Below are 25619 nucleotides of genomic sequence, written 5' to 3'. Positions count from 1 at the left end.
GGGTGTCACTCGTCCGCGACGTGCGATTCGATGGTGAGCTGGTAGTGCTCGGAGTGGTTGGTGAGCTGCGTGCGCCCATCCCAGCGCGGTGTTCCATCGTAGCGCACCGTCACCCATTCCCTGCCGTTCTTCGACAGGGTCCGCTGTCCCGGCCCGTCCTCCAGCGTCCAGCCGGCGGGCAGGGCGGCGCGCACGGCGTCGGCCGGCCAGTAGACGAGCTGCACGTCCCGCAGCACCAGGGCGGAGTTGAACTGGGCGGGCACGCGGGGGTCCCGCTCCTCGTCCAGGCGGCTGCCATCCCAGCGCAGGGTGAGGATGCGGTGTCCCATGGCCAGCCCGGCCAGCTGCATCCGGGCCGGGTCCACCTCCAGGAGGGCCTCCAGGGAGCGGGGGCCTCCGGGGTCCTGCTCGTGCGCGAACACGAGCTGCTGCGCCAGGCTCACGGACGCCCCGAGGGCGGCGGGGGCCAGGCGCAGCTCCGGCAACGGCTCGCCAGGAGCGGCGGGCCGGGGCCGGGGCGGGGTGGCGCAGGCCACCAGCCCCGCGACGAGCAGGGCGGTGACTACGCCGCGCACAGCGCCTCGAGGACGGTCAGGCGCCGCTTGCTGTCCGCCACGTAGGGGTTGTTCTTGTCCCACGCGTAGCCCGCGAGGATGGCGGAGATCATCCGGCGCACGTCCTCCGACGGGTTCGGGTGGAAGATGACGTTCTGGAAGCCGCCCTCGTACCAGGACTCCACGAAGGTGCGGAAGGTGTCCACGCCCGCCTTGAGCGGCTTCGCGTAGTCCTTCTCCCAGTCCACCTGCTCCCCCGCGAACTCCCGGGCGATGCAGGCCGACGCGAGGCTCGCGGACTTGAAGGCGATGGTGACGCCCGAGGAGAACACGGGGTCCAGGAACTCGCCCGCGTTGCCCAGGAGCGCGAAGCCCGGGCCCCACAGCGACTTCACGTTGGCCGCGTAGCCGGTGAGCTTGCGCGCGGGCGTGTCCCAGACGGCGTCCTTCAGGAGGTTCCGCAGCGCCGGCGCCTCCTTCACGATGGCCTGGAGCCGCTCCGTGTCCGTGCCGGTGTACTGGTCCAGGAACTCCTTCTTCGCGACCACGCCCAGAGAGCAGCGGCCGTCGGAGAAGGGGATGGTCCAGTACCAGACGTCCACGTGCTCCGGGTGCGTCGTGACGCGGATCTTGTTCCGGTCGAAGGTGCCGAGCGGAACGTTGTCCACCACGTGCGTGAAGATGGCGCCGCGCACGGGGAAGTTGGACGGGGTCTCCAGGTTCAACATGCGCGGCAGCACGCGGCCGAAGCCGCTCGCGTCCAGGAGGAAGCGCGCCTTCACCTGGTACGTCTCGCCTTCGGGGGAGCGCGCCGTCACCACCGGCTGCCCGCTGGAGAAGTCCACGGTCAGCACCTCGTGGCGGAAGCGCACGGTGGCGCCCTTCTTCTCCGCGGCCTGGGCCAGGAGCTGATCGAAGCGGGCGCGCTGCACCTGGTAGGTGGTGCCCCAGCCGGGGCTGAACTTGTCGCGGAAGTCGAAGTCCGTGTACCGCCCGCCACGCTCGAACGCGGCGCCGTTCTTGAACTGGAAGCCCGCCTCCACCACGTCCTGGAGGAAGCCGGCCTCCTGGATGTACTCCATGCTCTGCGGCAGCAGGCTCTCGCCAATGGAGAAGCGCGGGAACTGCTCACGCTCCAGCACGAGGACGTCACGGCCCTGCTTGCGAAGGAGGCCCGCCGCGACGGAGCCCGCAGGGCCCGCGCCGATGATGAGGATGTCCGCCGATTCAGTTTTCAATGTGTGGCTTTCCCGGGTGGAAGTCGGAAACAAGGGGTGAGGATCCAGATGGTGACCTCACCCAGCAGCATGGCGAGGCCGAAGGAGCGCAGCGCGGGCGTGGCGGAGAGGCCCAACAGCCCGAAGGAGAGGAGCGTGCTCACGCCGGCCAGCGCCACCGCGAGCCACGCGGAGCCGTCACCGGGGTGCTCCAGGAGGAAGATGCCGTAGTCCACGCCCATGCCCAGCAGCAGTACCAGCCCGAGCACGGTGAAGAGCTGCAGCGGCGCGCCCACCCATCCGAAGATGGCGAGCGTCAGCAGCGTGCCCAGCACGGAGGGAATCCACGCGCGCCACGCCTGGCGGCCGAAGCGCGCCACCAGCGTGAGCAGCACCGCGACGTAGCCCGCGGCGATGAGCCCTCCCATGATGCGGCGGTAGCGGCTGAGCAGGCCTGAGATCTCCGCCGTCTTGTCCACCCAGCGGACGCCCTCCAGGCCCTGGGCCACCTCTTCCAGCCGGGGCAGCACCGTGGGGTCGTTGAGGCCGCGCAGCATGAGGACGCTGTATTGCGCCTGGCCGAGCGTTCCCAGCCACTGCTGCCGGATGGCCGCCGCGGCGGGGCCGGACAGGAAGTGCTGGAGCGTGAGCGGCTCCGGGGAGAACGCGGCGCGCGTGGGGGCCTCACCCGTGGATTCGCTGACGGCGGCGACCGCCTGGGCCTCCGCGCGGGCGCTCAGGGCCGCGTCCTCGCGCTGCTGCGCTTCGGACGGGAGCCAGTCGGACACGGCGCGGTAGCCCGCGAACACCTTCTCCGAAACCAGCGCGTCCAGCTTCGTCTTCAGCGCGGCCTCGCGCGCGAGCACCTGGTCGTCGCTGTCACCCTGTACCAGGAAGAACTGCGCCGGGCTGGGCAGCCCCAACAGGCGCCCCAGCTCCCGCTGATCCGCGATGAGGTTCGCGGGCGCGCCCTGCAGCTGGCGCAGGTCGTCCCGGGGCTCCAGCTTCCAGATGCCCACGGCGACGAGCACCGTGAGGACCGCGCCGGTCCCCCACCAGGCCGGCGTGGACGCGACGCGCGGCCAGCGGGTGATGGACGAGGAGAAGCGCTCGGAGAAGGAGGTGACGGGCAGGGCGCCCGTGTCCAGCGAGGGGAACCAGCACACCACGGTGAGGAACGCGGCGGTCAGTCCAGCGGCGGAGAACACCGCCATCTGCCGCAGGCCCGGGAAGGGCGCGACGCCCAGCGCCAGGTACGCCACCACGCTGGTGACGAGCGCGAGCACCATGCCGGGCAACAGCGCGCGCATCACCGGACCGCGCTCCGACGGGGCCTTGCCCTGGCGCGCGGCGAAGTAGTGGAAGCCGTAGTCCTCCGCCACGCCCACCAGGCTGGAGCCGAAGACGAGCGTGAGCAGGTGCACCCGGTCGAACATGAGCGCGGTGACGGAGAGCGCCACCGCGCAGCCCAGCGTGAGCGACACGCCCACGAGCAGGATGGGCCGCAGCGAGCGGAAGGTGAGCCATACCAGGAGGAGCACCGCCGCCAGCGACCCGAAGCCGATGGTGGACATCTCCCAGCTCGCCTGCGCTGCGGCGGCCTCCGCGTACAGCGGCACGCCCGCGGCCACCAGCCGCCCGCCGGGCACCGCCGCCTCCACCCGCGAGCGCGCCCGCTCCACCGTGGCGGTGACGCGCGAGCCGTCCCCCAGCGCGAAGGCGGACACCTTGCTCTTCCACATGAGGAGCACCCACTCGCGCCCCTCGCCGGACAGCCACATCCGTCCGTCGCGGGGCCGGGCGGACGTCTCCGCCGCGCGGGCCTGCCACCAGTCCTGCCACAGGCCCAGCGGATCCGCGTTCCAGTCCGTCAGCCGCGCGCCCGCGGGCTGGTACAGCTTCATCAGCGCCGTGCCGCCCAGCTCCTCCGGCGTCGCGCGCGACAGCCACTGGCGCTGCGCGGGCGTGAGCAGCCGGTCGCGATAGGGACGGTAGAAGTCCACCGCCTGTTCCAGCGCGGAGGTGTCCACCACCGCCGGCTCCAGCAGGTCGGAGGCCTCCGTGAGCACGCGCGTGGCCTCGTCCGCGGCCTTCTGCGCGGAGGGCCAGTCGTTGGCGCCCACCAACAGCACCACCTGCCGGCCGGCTTCGTCCGCGAGCTTGCGCGTGGCGGCGTCCACCTCCGGCGCCTGCTCGTCCTCCGGCAGGAGCGCGAGCACGTCCGTGTCCAGGCTCGCGGAGCGCCAGAACCGGACCTGGTGCACGCCCACGGCGAGCACCACCAGCGCCCACAGGATGGCCAGCTTATTTGCCAAGGCGTTCCGCTTCCGTGGCGTCGGGGGGAGGCGTCCGCGTGAGCTGCTCGAACGTGATGACGCTGCTGTCGCCGCGCGTCTCGTCCAGCTGCACCTGGCGCACGTACCCGTCACCCTCCAGGCGGATGTGCTTGAAGACGCGCGCGAGCCCCGCGTCCGTGGGCGTCAGCTCCAGCTTCCAGCCCTTGTCGCCCACCAGCTCGCCCGCCACCGTGAAGCGCTTCTGGAGCGCCGCGACGTCGCCGGACAGGAGCGCGAAGAGCAGCTCGTTCACCGCCGCCAGCGCGGGCTCCTTGGTGGAGTCCAGGTGGTACGCCGCGCCGCCCGTGGCCTGCTGCGCGCTCAGCGACTTGCGCGTGAGCGTCAGCGTGGAGGCGAACGGCGTGCGCGTGTTCCAGAGCACGCCCTGGTCGCGCGCGAGGAGGAAGTCCCCCTTGGACACCAGCGGCTTCTTGAAGCCCGCCACGGTCTTCTTCTGTTCGAACTGACCGCGCACCAGCGGCGCGTCCACCAGGCGCGCGCGCACGTCCTTCACCAGGTCCGCGGCGTGGGCGCTCACGGACAGCAGCGACAGCATCAACACGAGGAAGGGCTTCATCCCGGCCACACTCCCAGCTTCTTCCAGAGGACTTCCGGGCAGACGTATTCCATCTCGCCTGTCTTCAATGACACCGCGACCTGGATGGTGTGGGCCTGGTTCACCTTGCGGCCGGTGTTCGCGTCGCGCAGCAGGTAGTCGAAGCGCAGCCGGTTCTCCCACTCGGTGATTTCGGCGCGCACGATGATGCGCTGCTTGTAGGAGATGGGGGAGACGTACTTGAGCTTCATCTCCACCACCGGCCAGCCGTACCCGGACTCGCGCATCTGCGGCCAGTCGTAGTCGTGCTTGCGCAGGATGACGGCGCGCGCCAGTTCCAGGTACTTCACGTAGTGCCCGTGCCAGACGATCTCCATCATGTCGAGGTCGTGGAAGGCCGGGTCGATCTCCAGCTCGCAGCTCAGGTCAGGCTTCATGCAGGCTCCACTCCCGACGGCGGATGGCGGTGATGAGGCCCTGCAGCTCACCGTCCAGCGCCCGGTCCTCCACCAGCAAGGGGATGCGCGCTTCCAAATCCGCGTGCATCGCCGCCATCGCGGGGCCGGGCTTCGCGTCCGCGTCCAGCCGCTGGCGCAGGGTGACGCCCTGGCGCGCGGCGATGAGCATGGCCGCGGCCACCTGCTCCGTCAGCTCCAGCACGCGCAGGCAGTCGCGCGCGGCGATGGTGCCCATGCTCACCTTGTCCTGGTTGTGGCACTCGGTGGAGCGGGAGAAGACGGACGCGGGCATGGTCTGCTTCAGCGCCTCCGCGGTCCACGCGGAGACGCTGATCTGCGCCGCCTTGAGGCCGTGGTTGATGGCCGCGCGGGCGCCGGTGGACGCGGAGAGGTTCGCGGGCAGCCCGTGGTTGAAGCGCGGATCCACCAGGAGCGCCAGCTGGCGGTCCAACAGGTCCGCCACGTTGGCCACCGCGTTCTTCAGCCCGTCCATGGCGAAGGCGATGTGGCCACCGTAGAAGTGGCCGCCGTGCAGCACCCGCTCGCCGTCCGGGTCGATGAGCGGGTTGTCGTTGGCGCTGTTCAGCTCGTTCTCGATGAGCGTGCGGAAGTACGGCAGCGCGTCCTCCAGCACGCCGATGACGTGCGGCGCGCACCGCAGCGAGTACCGGTCCTGGAGCCGCTGCTCGTTGCGCGGCGGCCGGTCCGTGACCAGGTCCGCGCGCAGGCGGGCCGCGACCCGCTGCTGGCCCGCGTGGGGCTTCGCCGCGAAGAGCGTCTCGTCGAAGTGGTGCGCGTTGCCGGCGCTCGCCAGCACGTTGAACGCCGTGAGCCGCGTGGCGAGCCGCGACAGGTACTCCGCCCGCTCCCACGCCAGGCACGCCAGGGCCGTCATCACGGCGGTGCCGTTCATGATGGCCAGGCCTTCCTTCGGCCGCAGCTTGAGGGGCGCGATGCCCAGCTCCTTCAGCACCTGCGCCGCGGGCTTGCGCTCGCCCCGGTGCCACACGTCGCGCTCGCCGCAGAGCACCGCCGCCACGTAGGACAGGGGCGTCAGGTCGCCGGACGCGCCCACGGAGCCCTCCGCCGGAATCAGGGGCAGCACGTCGTGCTGGAGCAAGAGCTCCAACTGGGTGAGCAGCGGCACGCCCACGCCGGAGAAACCCTGCGACAGCGACGCCAGCCGCGTGGCCAGCACCGCGCGCGTCTCCTCCGGGGTGAGGAAACGGCCCGCGCCGATGCCGTGGTACGTGTAGAGGTGGTGCGGCAGCTCCGCGATGAGCGCGGGCGGGATGGACACCGTGACGGAGTCGCCGTAGCCGGTGGTGACGCCGTAGATGACGCCGTCCTCCGCCAGCAGCCGGTCCAGGAACGCGGCGCCCTTGGCGATGCGCTGGCGGAAGGCGGGGGCCGTGCCCAGCTCCGCGGGGCGCTCGCGGCGCGACAGGGCGCCCACGTCCTCGAGCGTCAGCCGCCCGCCGTCGAAGCGGACCGGGGTGTCAGAAAGTGGGGGGCTTCGCGGAGACATTCACCTGATCCCAGAAGGGAAAGAAGTTGAACCAGTCGTAGGGTGCGCGCTGGAGGAGCGCCGTCACCCGGCCTGCGTAGTGCTGGGCGCAGTCGGTGAGCGCCTGCTCGCGCTTGCCCCGGGGCAGCACGACGCGCTCGAAGAGGCGCTCGAAGTGGATGGTGTAGCTGTCGCCCTCATGGATGCAGCCCAGCAGGTAGAGCGGACACTTGAGCAGCGCCGCCAGCACGTAGGGGCCCACCGGAAATGGCGCCGGGTGGCCGAGGAAGTCGACGCGCACGGTCTGGCTGGCATTCACCGGGATGCGGTCGCCCGCGATGACCACGAACTCGCCGGCCTCCACGCGCTCGTTCAGCGCGACCGCGGTGGCGGGGCCCATGTCCGTGACCTCCATCAGCTGGAAGCCGTTCTCCGGGTTGAGCCGCTTGAGCAGGCGGTTGAACTGCTCCGCGTGCCGCGTGTGCACCAGGATGTTGAGCTTCACCTCGCCCCGGCGCTCCGCCATGGTGCGGCACAGTTCCAGGCAGCCCATGTGCGCGGTGACGATGACGCCGCCCCTGCCGGACTTCGCCACCTCGTAGAACTCCTCGCGGCCCTCGGTGCGGACGCTCTCGAAGCGGTAGCGCCCGCTCACCGCCAGCAGCTTGTCCAGCATGGTCTCCGCGAACATCAGCACGTGGCGCACGCTGTCGCGCCAGTGGGGCGTGTGCCCCAGGGCCCCCGTGGCGGTCTGCATCCGCTCCAGGTACTGGCGCGACGCCTGACGCAGCGCCGGGCGCCTGAGCCAGTTCACCAGCACCACCGGGTAGAGGCAGACGCGGAAGGGCCAACGGCCCAGCAAGCGGTGGATCCAGTAGAGGATCCAGATGCCGGCCACGAAGGTGGTCTCCCCCATCTCCGCCCAGTGGCGGGACTTCATTTCGCCACCTTGCGCCAGAGCAGCACCGGCAGCCGGCCCAGCATCCCGAAGAAGAGCCGGGCGTGCATGCCGGAGATGCGCACGTTGTCCCAGAGCACGTCGAAGTGGGAGATGCCGTCGGTGGGGTAGCGCACCTGGGTGGGCTGGTTGAGGATGCGCATGCCGCGCCAGAACAGGCGCACCAGCACCTCCACGTCGAAGTCCATCCGCTTGCCAATCCTCACCGAGTCGATGAGCGCCACGGTGGGTTGCAGCGGATACACGCGGAAGCCGCACATGGAATCGCGGATGGCGAACGACAGCGTGTTGATCCACACCCAGATGTGCGTGGCGTAGCGGCCGTACAGCCGGCCCTTGGGCACGGACTCGTCATAGACGGGCGTGCCGCACACCAGCATGTCCGGCTGCGCCTCCGCCAGCGCCAGGAAGCGCGGGATGTCGTTGGCGTTGTGCTGGCCGTCCGCGTCGATTTGGAGCGCGTGGCTGTAGCCCCGGGCGAGGGCCGCGCGCAGGCCCGCCATCATCGCGCCGCCCTTGCCCTCGTTCTGGGGCAGGCGGACCACCTCCACGTGCTCGCTGTCCTCGCGCGCCAGGCTGTCCAGCACCGCCGCGCAGCCGGGCTCGCTGCCGTCGTCCACCAGCACGCAGGGCAGCCCGTGGCCGCGGACGGCCTTCACCACCGCGCCCACGGCCTCGCCGTGGTTGTAGACCGGAATCACCGCGCAGACCTTCATCCTGCCCCTCCCCCCAACACGATGCGGCCGCTGGCGTGCGAGCCCGCGGCCGACGTCAACTTGAACCCCAGCCGCCCGGAATCCTTCGCCCAGGTGAGCTCCAGCGACAGCTGCGTGCCGGGTGGAATGACCTGCTGGAACTTCAGCGTCTCGATGCGGAGGAAGTCCGGCGGAAGCGCGAAGTGCTCGCGCCCCAGGAGCAGTGACCACTCCACCTGCACGACGCCGGGCAGGATGGGCGAGCCCGGGAAATGCCCCTCGAAGTAGGGCGAGTTCGCGGGGACCTCCACCGCCAGCAGCACGCGCTCCTCGGAGCGCTCCAGCACGCGGAACGGGGGACGCTTCGGGTCGAAGAGCGCGGCGAGCGCCGCCTCGGTGGATTTGCCCTGGGAGTTGACCGGCATGGCCTCCAGATACCGGAACCGGCGCGGCAAGGCACTGGACTCGAAATGCGGGGCCAGCTTCTCGCGCAGCGCCTGGCTCAGGGACCGCCTGCCCCCCGACTCCTGGAGCCGCCAGCCTTCCGCGTCCGGCACCCCCACCACCGCCAGGATGACCCGGTGCCCTTCGGTGAGGGGCAGCACCCGGGCCTCGCGCAACAGGCCCCCGGCCACCAGCGTGCGCTCCATGGCGGAGAGCGACACGCGCTTCTCCTCCAGCTTGAGCAGCCGGTCGCGGCGGCCCAACAGCTCGAAGCCGCCGGGCACGGGCCGCGCGCGGTCCTCCGTGGTGAACCACCCGCCTTCAGGCAGGTCCAGGTGCGGGGAGCGGACCGACAGCGCGTCCTCGTCCGCGCGGACCTCCACGCCCGGCATCGTGCGCCAGGAAGCGCTGTCGTCCGTGTCGCGCCGGCGCCACGCGACGCCGCCCGTCTCCGAGCTGCCGTACACCTCCACCGGCGCCCGGCCCAGGAGGTCGCGGCAGGCCTGGAGCGCTTCGGGGGTGAGCGGCCCGCCGGAGGAGAACAGCCCGCGCAGGTTCCCGCGCACGGCCGCCCAGTCCAGCGTGGCCGGCAGCCGCTTCAGGTGCGCGGGGCTCGCCACCAGCAAGGAGGGGCCGGCCTGGAGCGCGGCCAGGATGTCCTCCGGATAGGGCAGGGCGTGCGCGTCGAACGGGCGGCCGGACGTCAGCGGCCACAGCACCCTGAACAGCAGGCCGTAGATGTGCTGGTGCGACACGGTGGCCAACACCGGCACGTCCCCTACGGCCTCGTCGAACAGCCGGCCCAGCGTGGCCACCTCGCTGGACAGCTGCGACAGGCGCTTGGGGATGGCGGTGGGCTCCCCGCTGGAGCCCGACGTGTAGACGACCAGCGCGGCGAGCTGGGGCGACAGCGGCTGGAGCGCGGCGGCGGTGCCATCCTCGTTCACCGCGGGCGCGAGCGGCCCCTGGCCCTGGGGGGCCCGGCCCGCGAAGCCGTCCACGTGGGCCTTCAGCGCGTCCAGCGTGGCGGGGCGCGCGTCCGCGGGCAGGTAGATGCACACGCCCGCGTGCCAGGCGCCCAGCAGCGCGGCGGCGAACTCGAAGGTGTCCTCGGTGAAGAGGGCGTAGCGCTGGCCGCCGTGCGCCGCGAAGGCGGAGCGCCAGCCGGCGACCCGGGCGCGGAACGCACCGAAGTCCCGCACGCCGTCCTCGCTCCGGGCCACGGGGTGCCCGGCGGGACGGCCGTGGACGAGGAGGGTTTCGAGCGCGAGCGGCTCAACCATGGGCGTGCCGTGCGCGCACCCGCTGCCGCACCACCCATTCGCCCGCGAACAGCAGGCCCATGAGGCCGTAGGCGATGAGGCCGTTGTAGAGCGCCCAGGCCGCGTCGCTCGCGAAGAGCGCCGTGGTGAGCGCGAGCGCGCCGTTGAAGACGAAGAAGCCGCACCACACCTGCGTCACCCGGCGCGTGTAGGCCACGCCCGACGGCGGCAGGTCCTTCTCCCGAAGCCGCGCCAGCCGCTCAATCACGCTGGGCGGATACACCAGGCTGGTGAGGAATACGGTGAGGAGCACCGCGTTCACCAGCACCGGGTAGAGCTTCAGGGGCAGGGCGTTGTTGCCCAGCATGCTGGAGCCCGCGAGCACCAGCGCGCCCACCGCGGCCGCGAGCCACATCTTCTCCCGCGTGGCCACCGCGCGCACCACCGCCATGGCCGCCAGGGGCAGCGCCATCCAGCGGGGCTCGAAGTGGCCCAGGCCCAGATAGACGAGCGGCGGGTAGGCGAGGCTCAAGAGCCCCAACAGCACCGGACGCAGACGTTTCACGCCGCGGCGGAGTCGCTGCCGAGCAGACCGTACAGCGCGTCCACCACGTCCTGGATGGTGCGCACGGAGCGGAAGACCTCCGGCGGAACGCGCTGGCCCGTCACCGGCTTCAGGCGCACCAGCAGGTCGATGGCGTCAATGCTGTCGATGTCGAGGTCGTCGTGCAGCCGCGCCTCCGGGACGATGCGGGACGGCTCGATGTCGAAGGTTTCCTGGAGGATGGCGCTCAGGCGCTCGAACAGCTCGTGCTTGGTCATGGGGTGACTCCTCGCTTTGGTTTTGAAGGGGGCTGCCTAGGAACGGGTGCGGTGGGTGCTGACGAAGTCCGCGAGCGCCCGAACACTGGCGAAGTGACGGCGATTCTCCTTGGAGTCGCTCGCCAGCACGACGCCATAGGACTTCTGCAACGCGAGGCCGAGCTCGAGGGCGTCGATGGAGTCCAGCCCCAGCCCTTCGACGAACAGCGGCGCCGCCGGATCGATGTCGTCCGGCTTGAGGTCCTCGAGGTTCAACGTGTCGATGACCAGCCGCTTTATTTCCTGCTCAAGCTCCAACATGTTCCTGGCTCCCCCTGGAGAAATGGTCGTGCAAACGGGTGGTGAGCTGGCGCGCGGCCTTCGCCGCCTCGCCCGCGTCCGCGTCCTGGGCCGGCACGTGGATGTCGTCCTCCACGCGGATGACGTAGTGCATGGGCCGCTCCGGCACCTTCCACCAGGGCATGCCCTTGGTGAGGCCCCGCGGCGCGCAGTGGATGATGACCGGCGTGATGTCGCAGGGGCCGCGCACCGCGATGTTGGCGGCGCCGCGCTGCAACTGCATGGTCCCATCCAGCGGCGTGCGCGAGCCCTCCGGGAAGATGATGAGGTTGTTGCCGGCCTTCACGGACGCGATGCAGTCCTGGATGAGCCCGGGCCCGGAGTCGTTGCACAGGTAGCGCGTCGCCCGGATGGGGCCGCGCATGAACGGGTTGTTCGCCAGGCTCGCCTTCACCACGCAGTCCGCGTTGGGGACCAGCGAGATGAGGAACACCACGTCGATGAGCGACGGGTGGTTGGCCAGGATGAGCAGCCCGGAGCGCGACAGCTTCTCCACGCCTCGCAGCTCGTAGCGCAGCACGCCCAGCGCGCGCATGTAGCCGACGAAGAAGCGGAACGTGTAGTGCACAGCGAGCCGCGCCAGCCGCTGCTGCCGCTTCGGTTCGCGCACGAAGAGCATGAGCAGCGGGAAGTAGATGAGCCGCAGCGCCAGCCCCCCCAGCCCGAAGGTGGCGAAGGACAACCCGGTGGCGAAGATGCGCCACGGCCGGTCGAGCTTCTCAAGCATGGCGCGCCCACCGCCAGCACCGGCCGCCCGTCGCGTGCTCCCACCGCGAGGCGCCGGAGACGAGGAAGCGCAGGGCGCGCAGGTCCGCCGGGAGCTCCGCCGCATCCAACGGCGCGGCGGGCGAGTCCGGGGCGCTGTCCGCGCAGTCCAGGTGGATGGCGTCCGCGCCCGTGCTGGCGGAGAGGAGGCAGGCCCATGCGTGGGGAAACGCCACATCCCGGGAGAAGTGTTCCCACGGCGTGGGCACGGGCTCGTCGTAGACGACGACCATCACCCGGGGGACGCCGTCGGACAGCAGGCCGCGGGCCTCCGTGAAGGCGGCCTCCACCGTCTCCTCGCCCGCGGCGATGGCGGCGTAGGCGGACGTGTCCCCGCGCGCGATGGAGTAGAGCGCGCCGATGGCGTTGTGCACCGACAGGCTGAAGGAGGTGGGCGACAGCGGCTCCGAGCGCGCCAGCTGCGTGAGCAGCTCCACCGAGCGGCCCAGGTCTCCATGACGCGATGCGAAGATGACGGGCGCGTCCGGCGCGTCCACGTGCGCGTCATAGGCCGCCTGCAACGCGATGCGGCCCAGCCGGTCCACCCGGCGGCGCATCATCGCGGGCATCGCCGCGAGTGCGGGCGTGCCTTCCGCGGGGAGCGGATGCGGGGTCGCGAGCCACGTTTCCCAGGAAGCAGGATGGACGAGTCCGGGGGCCCAGGCGGCCCAGCGCTGTACGGAGAATCCCACCATCGTGACGGAGAGGCCCCAATCGCCCTCAAAGACAACCTTTACCAAACCATTCACAGGGTGACAATTGGGCCCCTGGCCCGAGCGGCCCGAGCGGCCCGGGCGCCGGGAGCCTGCCCTGCCGCCTGCCCTGCGGTCGTTGCAACCCCACGTTCTTGTTGATGACAGACGCAAGGGGGCCTCGACCTTCACGTTCTTCCGGGTTTGTCCAGGGAGACGGCGCGCCCGTGTGTCGCGCGGTGCGTGAAAGGCCCCGCGAGTCATTCGAAATGGGCGGTGGAGACGGGTTGTGAAGGTGGCCTGCGTGACGTGGCGGTGGGCGCGCGTATTCACGCGGCGCTTCCCCCGCGTGTTTCAGGACTCGGAGGGGAAGAGGGCGCGCAGCTCGCGGAGCGTGCGGGGGCTGGCGCCGCGGGGGCCGGTGACCCAGATGCGCTCGGGCTCCAGCGCGAGCTCGCGCCAGGACACGGCGCCGCCGTCCGGCAGCAGCACCTCGCCGTCCAGGCGCACCACCGAGTGGCGCCGGGACACTGCTTCCAGCCCGAACAGCAGCCGCTCCACGTCCGACCAGCGCGCGGGGGAGAACAGCAGGTCCACGTCCGACAGCGGCCGCAAGAAGGGCACGCCCGAGCGGTGCTGCCAGGCCAGCGAACCGAACACGCCCACCGTCAAATCCAGCGCGCTGCCCAGGGCGATGACGTCATCCAGGGCAGGGCCCCAGGCCGCGGGGGCCGTGGCGCGCACCTCCTGCACCGTGGGCGGCGGCAGGTGACGCTCCACGGCGGACAGCGCCACGTGCAGGGACAGGTGGCGGCGGCCGGGCAGGGTGAGCCCCAGGCGCAGGTCGTCCTCCCGGTCCGGCAGGTCCTGGCGGGAGACGGCGAAGGGCCGGCCTTGAGCCCGCCACGCCGTGACGTGCACGAGGACGTCCGGGATCAGGGGAGAGCGCAGGGCCTCCGCCCAGTTGGCGCCCAGGTACACCCAGTCATGCCGCACCGGACGTTCACCGCCCATCAGCGGGCATCTCCTGCCGCCAGGAGGGAGCCGGGCCCGCTTCCGCGGCGCGGGACGGGGCTGCCCCCGGGACATGCGGAAGCGGAAGCGGTGGAGCTCACTCCTCGATTCATTACCCGGATTCACGCCGCCGGTGGGAGCGATCCTGCACCGGCCCGTGCCGGTTGCTCCCGGACGCGTGAATCTCCCCGGAAAACCGGGTGGGAGCCGAGCGTACGCATCAGGGATTCCCCTGAGGCGCGGAAAAGCGCTAGCGGGGCTTCTGGAGGATGGGGCTCACGGCGCTCACGTGCTGGCGGCGCATGTCGATGAGGATGTCGTAGTTGCGCGGCTCCGGGGCGACCGGGCCGGCGGCGAAGCGGTAGAGGCCGCTCACGTCGCGCTCGCGGGGAAAGCGCTCCTTCACCAGGGCCTTGAGCATCTCCTTGGCCACCCACTCCGCGTCCACGGAGACGGAGCCGAACTCGTCCAGGTAGTGGAAGGGCGCGGTGGAGTCCGCCTGCTTCGCGGTGAGGACGAAGACGCGCGGCTTCCTGTCCGGGACGACGAGGCTCGCGCCCTCTTCCATCACCGCCAGCTCCCGGCCCTGGGGCAGGGCGAACAGCTCCAGGGACTGCTCGTGCGCGAGCAGGGCGCTGAAGGCCACGAACGCGGTGAGCAGGCCCGTGGCCATGCGCGGGCCGTGCCTGGGCCAGAGGGTGCCCAGGTTCACCAGCGACGCGGCGAAGAACACGGCCCAGACTCCCGTGAGCGCGTTGAGCGTGCGGTACGTGGGCCACCGCTCCCCGGCGAGGAAGCTCACCGAGTACGCCGCGCCCGACAGCGTCACCAGCGCCAGCAGCCAGCGCCCCACGCCCCCGAGCCCCGAGCGGCGCCCCTCCACCGCGATGCCCATGCCCAGCAGCGTCAGCGTCAGCACCACCATGGCCCGGTAGCCGTCCATGCCGCCCACCGGCGCTTCATTGAGCGCGGACAGCGCGAGCGCGTTGGGGAACACGTGCGTGAGCGCCCAGACGGTCTTGTCCACCCAGTGCTTCTCGAAGCTGAGCCGGGGCGAGGGCGGAAAGACGCCCGTCTTGAACAGCACCTGGGTGACGGCGTACGCGAGCGCCAGGCCCGCGACCATCACCAGCAGGTGCTGGAGCATCCAGCGCGCGGTGTCCTTCAGCGACACGTCGCGGTGCACCACCAGCGACGCCGCCAGCAGCACCGCGGAGAACAGGCCGCTCACCTGATAGATGAGCGTCGCGGTGGCCATGGCGCCCACCGCCGCCAGCGCGTACGGCCACCGGACCCGCGCCTCCGCGCCCGGCGGACCGATGGCGCGGCGGGCGAAGGCGAACGCGCCCAGGCCCAGCATCAGCGCCAGGGCCTGCGGCCAGCAGATGCTCCAGTTGGCGATGACCTGCGCGGACGGCGTCACCGTGAGGAACCCCGCCAGCAGCGCGGCGGAGCCCGGCCTCCAGCCCTCCTCGCGCAGCAGCAGGAACACCGCCGCCGCGAGCACGCCCAGGCCGGCCACGCCCATGAAGCGCAGCCCCACCAGCCCGTCAATCCCCCCGGCCGCCTTCGCGGACGCCTCCAGCATCCAGCCGTAGAGCGGGCGGCCCTGCGACGCACAGAAACGGAGGATCTTCCCCGGCTCCTCGCGCGCCTCGCGCAGGATGGCGTAGTCGTCACGCAGTCCATACCGGTGGATGACCGCGCTCCAATAGATGAGCCAGGGAAGCAGGAGCAGCAGGGCCACGGTGCCGGGAGCCACCAGCGCGCGCGGCGGGACACGCTTCATCAACGAGGAGACCATCGAAGTTGACGCAACGTAGCAGAGGCCTCCCACTGACTCGCGGAGGAACCGGGACACGGCAGGGTTCCAGTCACGGTGAGAAGGGCGGGGCTCCAACCACCTGCGTGTCCTCGCCGAACTCCGGGCCCCGGGGCGCTCTCACGACGGTGAGCACGGGCCGCGCGTCCGCGAGGGACGGGGTGAAGAGGGAGGGCTGATCCGGGTCCGCGAACACCGTCGCGAAGTCCTCCGGGGCCAGACCTCGCGCGAGCCGGGCCGCGAAGGAGTCCTTGAGCAGGCGCACGTAGTACTCGACGTCGTAGTCGCGCGCGTCGTCGCCCGTGGACTCGCCCGGAGCGGGGCGCGGGGCGGGTTCTCCGTCCTCGGTGAGCGCTTCCGGGAGGAGGCCCGCGCGGCCGCCGGTGGCGCGGTAGATGCGCACGCGCTCGCCCAGGGCCCAGTGCTCGCGGCCGTTCGTGAGCAGCGCTTCGTACGGAAGCTCCCTGCGCTGCTTGCGCGTGGCCAGGTACTGCGAGGGGGACTTGGTCAGCCGCACCTGCGCGGAGACCTCGAAGGTGGGCACCTGCCGCCGCCGCAGCGCCATCACCGCGTCCACGTACGTGTCACGCACGGCGCGCACGTCGCCGGCCAGGAGGTGCTGGAGGGCGCGGCGCAGGAAGTCCTCTCCATAGGGCTCCGCGCGGCTGGAGCGGAAGGCCACGCCGCGCAAGAGCAGCGGCCCGGCGTAGGGCTGGAGCGCGTAGTTCTTCGGTTCGTGCGACAGCATGGCGGCGTAGCGCCCGTCGAACTCCAGCTTCACGCGCGGCGGCAGCAGGGCCGCGACCTCCGACACCACGCGCCGCTCGTCGGTCTCCGTCCAGGCTTCCGGCACGGCGAAGTAGACGCCGTCCGTGTCGGCCTCCAGCAGCGTCACGCCCCGGTGCGCCAGCTCGCGGCACATCAGGCCCAGGAGCTCGCGTCCGCGGCGCGTCACCTCGTTGGCGGCGTGCACGTCCGAGAAGCGGGTGAGGCCCACCGCGCCCAGGTAGCCGTAGGCGGAGTTGATCAGGATCTTCATCGCCGCGGAGATGGCCTCGTGCGTGTGGCGCTCCGCGGAGCCGGGCGGGGCCTTCTTCGCCCGGGCCTTCGCGTCCAGGCGCTGATCCACCAGCCGGTCCACCAGCGCGAGCAGCGCGTTCAGCCGGTCGCGCTTCGGCCCGATGCGGTACTGGCGCATCAGCGACGGGTAGAGGCTGGCCACGTCCGCCTTCACGATGTGGCGCGCGACGCCGGTGGCGAACAGGTGCAGCGCCGCGCCGCTGTGGGACGTGCCGTCGCCGGACTCGTGCCCGGGCAGCGCCGCGCCCGAGCGCACGTAGGCGCGCACCAGCAGCGGATCCAACACGCCCGTCGCCGGGCCCGCGTCCGCCAGCCGCTCGTAGCGCCGGGGGGCCATGCGTGCGAGCGCGAACGCCGCGCCGCCCAGCAGGTGCGCCAGCCCCGCGGCCTCCGTCACGTCCTCGCGTGCGTAGCGGCGCACGCGCTCCGGGTCCTTCAGGAAGACCTCGTGGATGCGCGCGCCGGGGATGAGCTCGCGGTCGGGCCCGGACAGGCCCAGGTGCCGCGCCACCGCCTTGAGTCCGTGGCCGGGCAGGTCGCGGGCGGCGAAGTCGTGGCGGCGCACGGCGTCCAGCGTGTCGATGAACTCGCGGCCGGGGACGGTGTAGCGCGCGCGGCGCATGGCGTCCGCGTCACGGCCTCCAGGGCCCCGGTTCAGCGCGGCGCCCCTCGCCGAGGGGCGGTGGCGCAGGCCCGGCAGTCCCGCCCGGCCCAGCGCCAGCGGCACGTTCAGCCGCTTCGCGCGTTGGTCCAGGAAGGGCAGGTCGAAGCCGTGCAGGTTGTGGTTCTCCACCACGTCGGGGTCGGCCTCGCGGATGCGCGCGACCAGCCGGCGCAGCAGGTCCGCCTCGCCCGCGTCTCCGTCCGCCGTCACCTCCAGCGTCTCCGCGCGGCCGTCCGGATCCCTCACCGCCACGAGGAAGATGCGGTCCCTGGACGGGTCCAGCCCGGTGGTCTCCAGGTCGAACTGGAGCCTTCGCAGGTCGTCGAAGACCAGGTCGCGGAAGTACGTGCGGCCGGTGGCCACCAGGTACTGCTCCTCCGGAGGCAGCGTCAGCGCCGCGGCCGGGCCCAGGTCGCGCAGGTGGCCCACGCGTTGGTCCAGCCGCTTCGATGCGCCCTTGAGCACCGCGGACGCCAGCGCGCGACCGTCCTCCGCGCTGACGAGGAAGCGCAGCGCGCCGGGGCCCTCCAGCTCACGGAAAGTCATCGCGCCCGGCACCGGCGGCAGGCCCTCCGGGCGGAGCGCGTCTCCCAGGTGCTCCAGGTCCTGGAGCGACGCGAGCAGCACCCAGGGCCGGTACCTCGCGTCCTCGCGCAGGCGCGCGTGCGTGCCCGGCTGGCGCTTCCAGATGAAGGCGCGCCCGTCCGGCTCCGCCCAGACGGACACGATGCCCGGCGTGGGGTCCCATCCCCACAACCACTCGTCCTCCAGCGGATGGGGCGGCGGGGCCATGGGCGGGGACTCAGGGGGCGGAAGGCGCGGCGCGCGGACGCTGCTCCTGGCGCTCATAGGCGCGCGGGGGCCCGCTTCGCAAGGGTGGGCGGACAGGAGCGGCGTGGCGCTGTCGGAAGGGCTTCGCATCGCGGGTGCCTGCCATCAGCTTGAGGCACCCGGCTGACAGCGGTATGTCAGGATTCACCGTCATGCAGCGCACCGAGCGACTCTTCGCCCTCGCCGAGTACCTGAGGGGCCGCCGCACCGGCGTCACCGCGGAGGTGCTGGCGGAGCGCTTCAGCGTGACGGTGCGGACCATCTACCGGGACCTGGACGCGCTGCGCGCCGCCGCGCTGCCGGTGGGCGCGGAGCGGGGCCGGGGCGGCGGCTACGCGCTGGACCGGGGCTACAGCCTGCCGCCGGTGAACTTCACCGCGCGCGAGGCGGCGCTGGTGGTGGCGCTGGGGAGATTCGCCATCGGCATGCGGCTGTTGCCCTTCACGGGGACGCTGGAGTCGGCGCTCGACAAGGTGCGCTCGGCGCTGTCCACGTCCGCGCAGCGGGAGCTCCTGGACCGGCTGCGCGAGCTGACGTTCCTGGGCGTGCCGTCCCTGCCCACGCGCAAGCCCGTGCGCGAGGCGCTGGAGCGCGCGTGGTTCGAGCGGCAGCCGCTGCGCATCACCTACGTGGACGGCAACTTCCTGGAGACGGTGCGCGAGGTGCGCATCGAGTCCGTGGTGATGGACCGGCACGAGACGCGGCTGGACGCGGTGGACCTGGCGTCCGGGGAGCGGCGCCACTTCCGGTTGGACCGCATCACCCGCGCGGAGGTAGTGGGCGCCTGAAGCGCGAAGGAGGGGCCGTGCTCCTGGCGCGGCGCCCTCCCTCGATGGGGCTCTATCCGCGCGAGGGGAAGACGCCTTCCGTCGCGATGATGAAGTTCACGCAGGTGTATGGGTTCTGGACGGGCACGGGCTGGCTGCCGCCGGCGATGCCCACGGCCTGGGGGCCCATCACCGTGCTGGGAGTCGTCGAGTAGGGCGTGGGCGTGCTGCCCGGGGGATAGGCCGCGAGGTACGCGCCCTCCGGGCTCTCCGAGTTGCCCTCCTGCATGCTGGCCATCAGCGGGTGGGTGTGCGCGGGCATCTGCGTCGAGAGGAGCGTCACCGACGGCTGGCCGGACGCCTCGCCCAGCGTGTGCGGCGCGAGCCCGGGGCCCTGGCCGGGCGCCATGGGGAAGCGGCCGCGCAGGTCTGGCAGCGCGAACGTCGTCCTCCCATCGCCGCCATAGGTGGTCCCCAGGATGGCGAAGAGCGCCTGGTTCTGCGCGATGGAGAGCAGCGCGCCGTTGCAGAGGAGCCAACCCCTCGGTGCGAAGTCCCCACCAAACATCATGATCTGCCCAACGAACGGCTCGGACATGGTGCCCCCGGGTGTGACGAATTGTGTGAGCCAGCGAACAGACCATGGGCGGCGACGCGATGAAAGAGTGCGGCGCGTCATCAGAGAAACCAACCCTGCGTGTGCGAAGGTTCACAGTTCGTGAGAACATGAATTCCTACGCCGCACGTCACCGCGGCGGCTGTCCTTGGGGAGGACCTGTTCCATGTCACTTCGAGCTTTCGTGCCCCTGCGTGGGGTGTTCTCGCGTTTTGGCGTGCTGTCGCTCTGCGCGACGTTGATGGTGACCGCCTGCACGGAGGGGACGGCGGGTGATGGCCCGGCGGGACCGGAGGGGCCTCCGGGGCCCGCGGGCGCGACGGGGCCCGCGGGTCCGGCCGGCCCGCGAGGTGAGAAGGGCGCCACGGGTGAACCCGGCCTGATGGGTCCCGAGGGCCCACAGGGCCTGGCGGGTGCGGCGGGCGATCCGGGGCCCCAGGGGCCGCAAGGCGTGCAGGGGCCGGCGGGCGCGACAGGCCCCATGGGTCCCATGGGTCTGACAGGTCCGATGGGGCCGCAGGGCGCGGCCGGGCCCACGGGTCCCACGGGCGCGAAGGGCGACACGGGCCCCACCGGTGCGAAGGGTGACACGGGTGACGTCGGTCCCACGGGGCCGACGGGAGCGAAGGGCGACACGGGCCCCGCGGGCCCCACCGGTCCCATGGGCCCGGAGGGAGCGAAGGGCGACACGGGTGCTGTCGGTCCGGCGGGTCCAGCGGGTCCGAAGGGCGACACGGGCGCGGTGGGCGCGACGGGCCCTGCTGGCGCGACCGGCCCTGCCGGCGCGAAGGGTGACACAGGCGCGGCGGGCCCCACGGGCGCGACCGGCCCGATGGGCCCCGCTGGCGCGACGGGCCCTGCTGGCGCGACCGGCCCTGCTGGCCCGAAGGGCGACACGGGCGTGGCAGGCCCGACGGGCGCGACGGGGCCTGCCGGTGCGACCGGCCCCGCGGGCCCGAAGGGCGACAAGGGCGACACGGGCGTGGCAGGCCCGACGGGCGCGACTGGCGCGATTGGGCCTGCTGGTGCGACCGGCCCCGCGGGCCCGCAGGGGCCCATGGGCGTAGCGGGACCCGCTGGCGCGACAGGACCCACGGGTGCGACCGGGCCCATGGGCCCGGCGGGGCCCACGGGCGTCGCGGGGGCTCAGGGACCGCAGGGACCGGCGGGCACGCAGGGGCTTTACGGCGATGGCTCCGCAGGGGCGTTCACCGTGGGCGTGGGCCAGACGGTGGACCTCTCCACTCCGGCGGGCGTGGCTTCGCTGCCCTCGGGCTTCAACCTCCAGTTCAGCAGCATCAACATCGCCGGAACGCTGACCCTCCCCAGCGGCAGCGTGCTGCGCTCCTCCGGCGACATCACGGTGAGCGGCACGGTGAACGTCAATCCCGGCGCGGAGGACGTGGGCAACGGTGAGGCGCCCACGGGTATCGCCCGGACGGCGGCGACCAACTACAACGGTGGTGCTGGGCTGTCGTCATTCCAGGGCGCCCAGGTGCGCCGGGTGCAGTTCGCGTCGGGCGGAGCTGGCGCGCGCATCTTCGCGGGACCGAGCGCCGACGGAGGCGCGGGTGGAGGCTCGTTGTTGCTGGCCGCGCGGGGCAACATCCGCATCGTCACGGGGGCGAACATCTACGCACGCGGGGAGAACGGCGTGAATACCGGGACTGGCACCCAATCCGTCGTGGGTACGGGCGGAGGCGGAGGCGGCATCGTGCTGGTCGCGGCGAAGGGAAGCATTACGCTGGGCGGCACCATCCGTGTTCAGGGCGGCAATGGCGCGAACGGTTACGACGGCAATGGCGGCACGGGTGAAGGCGGTGGCGGTGGCGGTGGCGGTGGCATCGTCCACTTCATCTCCTCCTCGGCCGCAAGTGTGACGGGCTCCGTCGTGACGGCGGGAGGCTCGGCGGGCTCCAACGCCGGAGGGGGCAGCAGCAGCATTCCGGGTGGCGGTGGCGGTGGCAGCGGCGGCAGTGGCGGCAACGCGGGCGGTACCGTTCCGGGCACGACGACGATCGATAGCCCCTCCGCGGGCATGGGAGGCTACTTCATCCAGACCGTCGCCCCGGAACCCGAGACGCTGCTGGGCCTGTAAGCAAGAACTCTGTCGGGACCGGCGGGCTCAGCCGACGCCGGTCCCCGGGTCGTTCCCTGGAGCCCGCCACTGGAGTTCCAGGTACGGCGACGCCGGGTCTCTGCCCGGCGCGGGCGTGAAGCCGTGCCGGGTGTAGAGCCGCAGCGCCGGGTTGTCTCGCGTGACGTTCAGCCGCATGGGCACGCGCGCCCGTGCAGCCTCCGCCTGGAGCTCGCGCAGCAGGTGCGTGCCCAGGCCGCGTCCCTGATGTTTGGGAAGCAGCGCCACGTCCACGAGCAGCAGCTCCGCGGAGGTGCGCGCGATCCACTGGCGGCCCACGGGCACCCCCTCCACCTCGATGATGGCGTGCCCTTCCGGGGGATACGCCGACGCGTAGTGGCGCGCCTGGGCCTGGTACTGCATGCGCAGGAACAGCTCCGCCTGCGCGGGCGGTAAGCCCCAGGCGGCCAGCTCCCGTGCACGCGTGCTCACGTAGAGCGTGAAGAGAAACCCGTCGTCTCCAGGCGTGACCGGGCGCAGGCAGGGTGAGAGGGGCACGGGCGTCTCCACGGCGGGAATCCTCCCACGTCGCGCGGACATGGCGCGAACGCGGCCGAGGCCTGACTCCCTGCCGGGGCCGCTGCCCGCGAACCTGTCCGACAGTCGGACAGGTTTTGGGACGCTCGCGGGCAGACCTCCAGGTCAGGTGGTGGGTGCCGAGCCGGGTGGAATGTGCACAGCATGAAGATCCGGGGCTCCCTACATGCCCCAGCGCTTCCAGGAGGTCCGTCCGGTGTCTTCCCGTCTTCCGCGGCACGTGCGCGTCGCCATCGTGGGGGCGGGCTTCGCCGGGCTGGGCATGGCCATCCGGTTGAGGCAGGAGGGCATCGACGACTTCGTCATTCTGGAGCGCGCGGGGGACGTGGGCGGCGTCTGGCGCGACAACGTCTATCCCGGCTGCGCGTGCGACGTGCAGTCGCTGCTGTATTCGTTCTCCTTCGCGCCGAACCCCGGCTGGTCGCGCGCCTACTCACCGGGCTGGGAGATCCAGGAGTACCTGCGCGACTGTGTGCGGCGGTTCCAGTTGGAGTCCTTCCTGCGCTTCGGGCACGCGGTCCTCTCCGCGAAATGGGACGTGACGACGCGGCGCTGGGTGCTGGAGACGTCCCACGGCGTCCTCACCGCGGACGCGCTCGTGGTCGCGGTGGGCACCTTGAGCGAGCCCGTGATTCCACCCCTGCCCGGGCTGGAGCGCTTCCGGGGCAAGGTGATGCACTCGGCGCGGTGGGACGCCGGCTACGCGCTGGCCGGACGTCAGGTGGGGGTGGTGGGCACGGGCGCGTCGGCAGTGCAGATCGTGCCGGCCATCCAGCCAGAGGTCGGCCGGCTCGTCCTCTTCCAGCGCACGCCCGCATGGGTATTGCCCCGGGGCGACAAACCCAACAGCGCCCTGCGAAAGGCCCTGTACCGGTGGGTGCCGGGCGCGCGGTGGCTCCTGCGCGAGGCGCTGCGCATCTTGCGCGACTGTCTGGTCGTGGGCTTCCAGCATCCGTGGATCCTGCGGCTCGGGCAGCGGTGGGCGCTGCGGCACATGCTGAAGGTGGTGAAGGACCCTTCGCTGCGCGAGCGGCTCACGCCCCGGTACACGATGGGGTGCAAGCGCATCCTCGTCTCCGATGACTATCTGCCGGCCCTCACGCGCCCGAACGTGGAGGTCGTCACCACGCCCATCCGCGAGGTGCGCGAGGACGCGGTCGTCACCGGCGACGGCGCCGTCCACCCGGTGGACACGCTCATCTTCGGCACCGGCTTCCAGGCGACGGACATGCCCCTGGGGCACCACATCCAGGGCCGGGATGGCCGGACGCTCGCGCAGGTGTGGGCGGGCAATCCCCGGGCCTTCCTGGGCATCAGCGTGAGCGGCTTCCCCAACCTCTTCCTGCTCCAGGGGCCCCACACCACCCTGGGCCACACCTCCGTGCTCTTGATGATGGAGGCCCAGGTGGAGCACGTGCTGGGCGCGCTGCGCTACCTGGAGGCCCGGGGCGCCGCCGCCGTGGAGCCGGATCCACGAGCCCAGGACGCTTTCGTGCGCGACCTGGAGGCGCGGCTGGCCCGCTCCGTGTGGAACCAGGGCGGATGCCGGAGCTGGTACATGGACGCCTCGGGGCACAACTCCGCCCTCTGGCCCGGCACCACCGCGGCCTTCCGCCACCGCGTGGAGCACTTCGAACCGTCGGACTACGTCACGCTTCCGCGGGCGAGCGGGCCTCTCACGCTCCGGCCTTGAGGCAAGAGCGAGGCTTCAGGCCTTCTTCGCGCGCTTCCGGGTCGCGGTCTTCTTCGCCGTCGCACGGCGGGCGGCCACGGCGGTCCGCGTCTTCTTGGCGCCGGAGCGTTTGGCGGCGGGCTTCGAGCGCTCCTGCGACGCGTGGTAGCGCTCCAGGAGCTTCGTGCCCTTGGTGGCGAGCCGCTTCGCTCCAGCGCTGTCCTTCGGCACGGGCTCGCCCCAGGCGCGAGCGGACAGGGCGAGGCGCGTGGGCTTGCCATTGGCATCCACCATGGGCCCGCGCGGGTGCGCGAAGTGGCGGCGCAGGAAGCTGCCCTTGCGGCGCAGCTTCTCCGGCGTGTCCGCCTTGCCCTTCACGCCGGGCTTGAGGTTCGCGCCTTCCTTCTCATTGCTCCCTACGGCGTGGGCTTCGCCTCCGGGGGCACCAGCGAATCCGCCAGCGCACGGATGGCGCGCGCGTGCGAGTGCCACAGGTCCTCGCCCTTGAAGATGTCCAGCGGACGCTGGGGCGGCAGTCCCCGGGCCTCGAAGTTCTGCCGCTCCAGGTTGGTGTAGAACTCGTTCGACAGGGTGACCGTCCACCCGTTGGGCAGCGGCTTGACGAGCATGTCGGAGAACGCGCCTCGCGTTGCGGTCCCCACCTGGGTGACCTGGGGCAGGGCGCGCAGGGCCAGCACGAGGACCTCGCCCGCGCTGACGGTGACGTCGCTCGTCACCACGTAGACCGGCCCCTCGAAGGACGGAAGCGGCCAGCGGCCCACGACGAACGCCTGGAGGGGCGCGTCCTTCGCGCCCTTCGCCTCCTTGTAGTACGCGACCCGGGGCCGCCTGTACGCGAAGCGAACCGCGATGTCGGTGGCGACGCTGTCGTAGCCTCCCCGATTGTTGCTCACGTCCAGGATGAGTGCCTCCGCTCCCTCGAAGGCCGTCATCGCCTCGTCCAGGACCGGTCCCAGCGCGGCGCGCTCCTCGGCCGAAGTGGGTGTCTGGCCCTCCTCCGGGTCGATGAAGCCGCCCATGGTCAGCACGTTGAGGTAGGCGACGCGGGGCGCGGCGAAGCCCCAGAAGACGCGTTGGTTCGCTGCGACGTGCCCTTCACCTTGGAGCACGGTCTGGAGGACGCCGTCGCGATAGGCGCGCATCCATTCCCGCTGCACCTCCTTCGGTGGACGGCCCAGGACCGAGGCCGCCTGTTCCAGCATGGCGAAGGTGCCCGTGGCGGGCGGCTCGTACTTCAGTGTGTCCGCGGCGGCCTCGTCTGCCAGCAGCTCCACATGCGGGTCGTTCAGCGAACGGAGTGCTTCCGCGAAGAGGGTGAACAGCGCGCGGCTGTCCATGTCCGGTGTCACCCGCGAGCGCTGGGCATCCAGGCGCGATAGCCAGTCCGGTCCACGCTCCGGGAAATAGGCGTAGTGCTCCGCGAAGGTCGCCCGGAAGACGTCGAAGACCTCCCGGGCGCTCCACGCGCGGACCTCGTCGCAGCCGGCGGGAAGGGCCGGCAGCCTGTCGAACCAGTAGTCCGACCGGTTCTTCTGGGCGGCGAGGACCAGGGTCTTCCCGTCGCGCTCTGGATTCCGGAAGGGAAACATCGCCTCCACTTCCGCCGGTGTCGCCGGATCCGGATAACACCCCGCCGATGTCTCATGGTGCAGGCGCAGGCCCTCCGGCGTCACCGAGAGCAGCCAGCCGTACCCGCGCGAGCGCCACACGCCATGCGCGTCCGAGGCGCTGGCCTTCGACGCGGCGTGCGGCGTGGCGCACGCGGCAAGCAGGCCCGCGAGGATGAAGAGAACGGCCTCGCGCCAGCTTCCTCCACCACCCGACACCCCGCCGCGAGCGGGACGGGAGGATGC

The 25619-nt window shown here is 71.8% G+C and carries 24 protein-coding genes; 3 read left to right on the top strand and 21 right to left on the bottom strand.

Annotation, left to right across the window (positions count from 1 at the left end; translation table 11 throughout):
• Positions 1-5: 5 nt before the first annotated feature.
• The 17 genes from D7W82_RS06860 to D7W82_RS06780 form a co-directional block, all read right to left on the bottom strand.
• Positions 6-575, bottom strand: a complete 570-nt coding sequence (locus D7W82_RS06860; protein ID WP_120617553.1) for a DUF3261 domain-containing protein — start codon at positions 573-575, stop codon at positions 6-8.
• Positions 563-1792, bottom strand: a complete 1230-nt coding sequence (locus tag D7W82_RS06855; protein WP_120617552.1) for an NAD(P)/FAD-dependent oxidoreductase — start codon at positions 1790-1792, stop codon at positions 563-565. Before D7W82_RS06855 ends, D7W82_RS06860 begins: the two co-directional genes overlap by 13 nt.
• The gene (locus D7W82_RS06850) at positions 1789-4086 is read right to left on the bottom strand and encodes an MMPL family transporter (RefSeq protein ID WP_120617551.1); all 2298 of its coding nucleotides are present in this window, start codon (positions 4084-4086) and stop codon (positions 1789-1791) included. The genes D7W82_RS06855 and D7W82_RS06850 overlap by 4 nt, the downstream gene beginning before the upstream one ends.
• Positions 4076-4684, bottom strand: coding sequence for an outer membrane lipoprotein carrier protein LolA (locus D7W82_RS06845; RefSeq protein ID WP_120617550.1), 609 nt, complete (start codon positions 4682-4684; stop codon positions 4076-4078). Before D7W82_RS06845 ends, D7W82_RS06850 begins: the two co-directional genes overlap by 11 nt.
• Complete coding sequence (locus tag D7W82_RS06840) at positions 4681-5100, bottom strand: thioesterase family protein (RefSeq protein WP_120617549.1); 420 nt, start codon at positions 5098-5100, stop codon at positions 4681-4683. The genes D7W82_RS06845 and D7W82_RS06840 overlap by 4 nt, the downstream gene beginning before the upstream one ends.
• Positions 5090-6649: a histidine ammonia-lyase gene (hutH, locus tag D7W82_RS06835; RefSeq protein ID WP_120617548.1), complete on the bottom strand. Its 1560-nt coding sequence runs from the start codon at positions 6647-6649 to the stop codon at positions 5090-5092. The genes D7W82_RS06840 and hutH overlap by 11 nt, the downstream gene beginning before the upstream one ends.
• Positions 6621-7568: an acyltransferase gene (locus tag D7W82_RS06830; protein WP_120617547.1), complete on the bottom strand. Its 948-nt coding sequence runs from the start codon at positions 7566-7568 to the stop codon at positions 6621-6623. The genes hutH and D7W82_RS06830 overlap by 29 nt, the downstream gene beginning before the upstream one ends.
• On the bottom strand, positions 7565-8302 hold the full coding sequence (locus D7W82_RS06825; RefSeq protein WP_120617546.1) for a glycosyltransferase family 2 protein: 738 nt from the start codon (positions 8300-8302) through the stop codon (positions 7565-7567). Before D7W82_RS06825 ends, D7W82_RS06830 begins: the two co-directional genes overlap by 4 nt.
• The gene (locus D7W82_RS06820; protein ID WP_120617545.1) at positions 8299-10008 is read right to left on the bottom strand and encodes an AMP-binding protein; all 1710 of its coding nucleotides are present in this window, start codon (positions 10006-10008) and stop codon (positions 8299-8301) included. Before D7W82_RS06820 ends, D7W82_RS06825 begins: the two co-directional genes overlap by 4 nt.
• Complete coding sequence (locus tag D7W82_RS06815) at positions 10001-10552, bottom strand: hypothetical protein (RefSeq protein ID WP_120617544.1); 552 nt, start codon at positions 10550-10552, stop codon at positions 10001-10003. The genes D7W82_RS06820 and D7W82_RS06815 overlap by 8 nt, the downstream gene beginning before the upstream one ends.
• Positions 10549-10809: an acyl carrier protein gene (locus D7W82_RS06810; protein ID WP_120563604.1), complete on the bottom strand. Its 261-nt coding sequence runs from the start codon at positions 10807-10809 to the stop codon at positions 10549-10551. The genes D7W82_RS06815 and D7W82_RS06810 overlap by 4 nt, the downstream gene beginning before the upstream one ends.
• A 36-nt stretch (positions 10810-10845) precedes the next feature.
• A complete protein-coding gene (locus D7W82_RS06805) occupies positions 10846-11109 on the bottom strand; it encodes a phosphopantetheine-binding protein (RefSeq protein WP_014398640.1) in 264 nt (87 codons plus the stop codon).
• A complete protein-coding gene (locus D7W82_RS06800; protein WP_120617543.1) occupies positions 11096-11875 on the bottom strand; it encodes a 1-acyl-sn-glycerol-3-phosphate acyltransferase in 780 nt (259 codons plus the stop codon). Before D7W82_RS06800 ends, D7W82_RS06805 begins: the two co-directional genes overlap by 14 nt.
• On the bottom strand, positions 11868-12608 hold the full coding sequence (locus tag D7W82_RS06795; protein ID WP_233587347.1) for a beta-ketoacyl synthase chain length factor: 741 nt from the start codon (positions 12606-12608) through the stop codon (positions 11868-11870). Before D7W82_RS06795 ends, D7W82_RS06800 begins: the two co-directional genes overlap by 8 nt.
• Before the next feature lie 351 nt (positions 12609-12959).
• A complete protein-coding gene (mdcG, locus tag D7W82_RS06790; protein ID WP_158617604.1) occupies positions 12960-13619 on the bottom strand; it encodes a malonate decarboxylase holo-[acyl-carrier-protein] synthase in 660 nt (219 codons plus the stop codon).
• A 250-nt stretch (positions 13620-13869) separates the two neighbouring features.
• The gene (locus D7W82_RS06785; RefSeq protein ID WP_233587350.1) at positions 13870-15408 is read right to left on the bottom strand and encodes a hypothetical protein; all 1539 of its coding nucleotides are present in this window, start codon (positions 15406-15408) and stop codon (positions 13870-13872) included.
• Positions 15409-15493: 85 nt separating this feature from the next.
• Positions 15494-17977, bottom strand: coding sequence for a ribonuclease H-like domain-containing protein (locus D7W82_RS06780; RefSeq protein WP_120617540.1), 2484 nt, complete (start codon positions 17975-17977; stop codon positions 15494-15496).
• A 191-nt stretch (positions 17978-18168) separates the two neighbouring features.
• Here D7W82_RS06780 and D7W82_RS06775 point away from each other — a divergent pair, with 191 nt between their 5' ends.
• Positions 18169-18804 (top strand): YafY family protein, encoded by a 636-nt coding sequence (locus D7W82_RS06775; RefSeq protein ID WP_014398634.1) that lies wholly within the window; start codon positions 18169-18171, stop codon positions 18802-18804.
• 52 nt (positions 18805-18856) lie between these two features.
• Here the strand turns inward: D7W82_RS06775 and D7W82_RS06770 are convergent, their stop codons facing one another.
• Positions 18857-19381 (bottom strand): phage tail protein, encoded by a 525-nt coding sequence (locus tag D7W82_RS06770; protein WP_120617539.1) that lies wholly within the window; start codon positions 19379-19381, stop codon positions 18857-18859.
• Positions 19382-19565: 184 nt separating this feature from the next.
• Between D7W82_RS06770 and D7W82_RS42320 the strand changes: the two genes are divergently transcribed.
• Positions 19566-21497 carry a collagen-like protein gene (locus D7W82_RS42320; RefSeq protein WP_304988725.1) on the top strand — a complete coding sequence of 644 codons (1932 nt, stop codon included), beginning with the start codon at positions 19566-19568 and terminating at the stop codon, positions 21495-21497.
• A gap of 27 nt (positions 21498-21524) precedes the next feature.
• Here the strand turns inward: D7W82_RS42320 and D7W82_RS06755 are convergent, their stop codons facing one another.
• Positions 21525-22034 (bottom strand): GNAT family N-acetyltransferase, encoded by a 510-nt coding sequence (locus D7W82_RS06755; RefSeq protein ID WP_233587346.1) that lies wholly within the window; start codon positions 22032-22034, stop codon positions 21525-21527.
• Positions 22035-22269: 235 nt separating this feature from the next.
• On the opposite strand from D7W82_RS06755, the gene D7W82_RS06750 reads away from it, so the two are divergent.
• The gene (locus D7W82_RS06750; protein ID WP_233587345.1) at positions 22270-23766 is read left to right on the top strand and encodes an NAD(P)/FAD-dependent oxidoreductase; all 1497 of its coding nucleotides are present in this window, start codon (positions 22270-22272) and stop codon (positions 23764-23766) included.
• A gap of 15 nt (positions 23767-23781) precedes the next feature.
• Here the strand turns inward: D7W82_RS06750 and D7W82_RS06745 are convergent, their stop codons facing one another.
• Both D7W82_RS06745 and D7W82_RS06740 read right to left on the bottom strand, forming a co-directional pair.
• Positions 23782-24237, bottom strand: a complete 456-nt coding sequence (locus tag D7W82_RS06745; RefSeq protein WP_255417095.1) for a DUF6321 domain-containing protein — start codon at positions 24235-24237, stop codon at positions 23782-23784.
• The gene (locus D7W82_RS06740; RefSeq protein ID WP_158617603.1) at positions 24162-25592 is read right to left on the bottom strand and encodes a S41 family peptidase; all 1431 of its coding nucleotides are present in this window, start codon (positions 25590-25592) and stop codon (positions 24162-24164) included. Before D7W82_RS06740 ends, D7W82_RS06745 begins: the two co-directional genes overlap by 76 nt.
• Between the last annotated feature and the right edge of the window lie 27 nt (positions 25593-25619).

Origin of the sequence: Corallococcus sp. CA049B (assembly GCF_003611685.1) — a bacterium.
GTDB classification, from domain to species: Bacteria; Myxococcota; Myxococcia; order Myxococcales; family Myxococcaceae; genus Corallococcus; species Corallococcus coralloides.
This window is presented reverse-complemented; position numbering and strand designations above follow the sequence as displayed.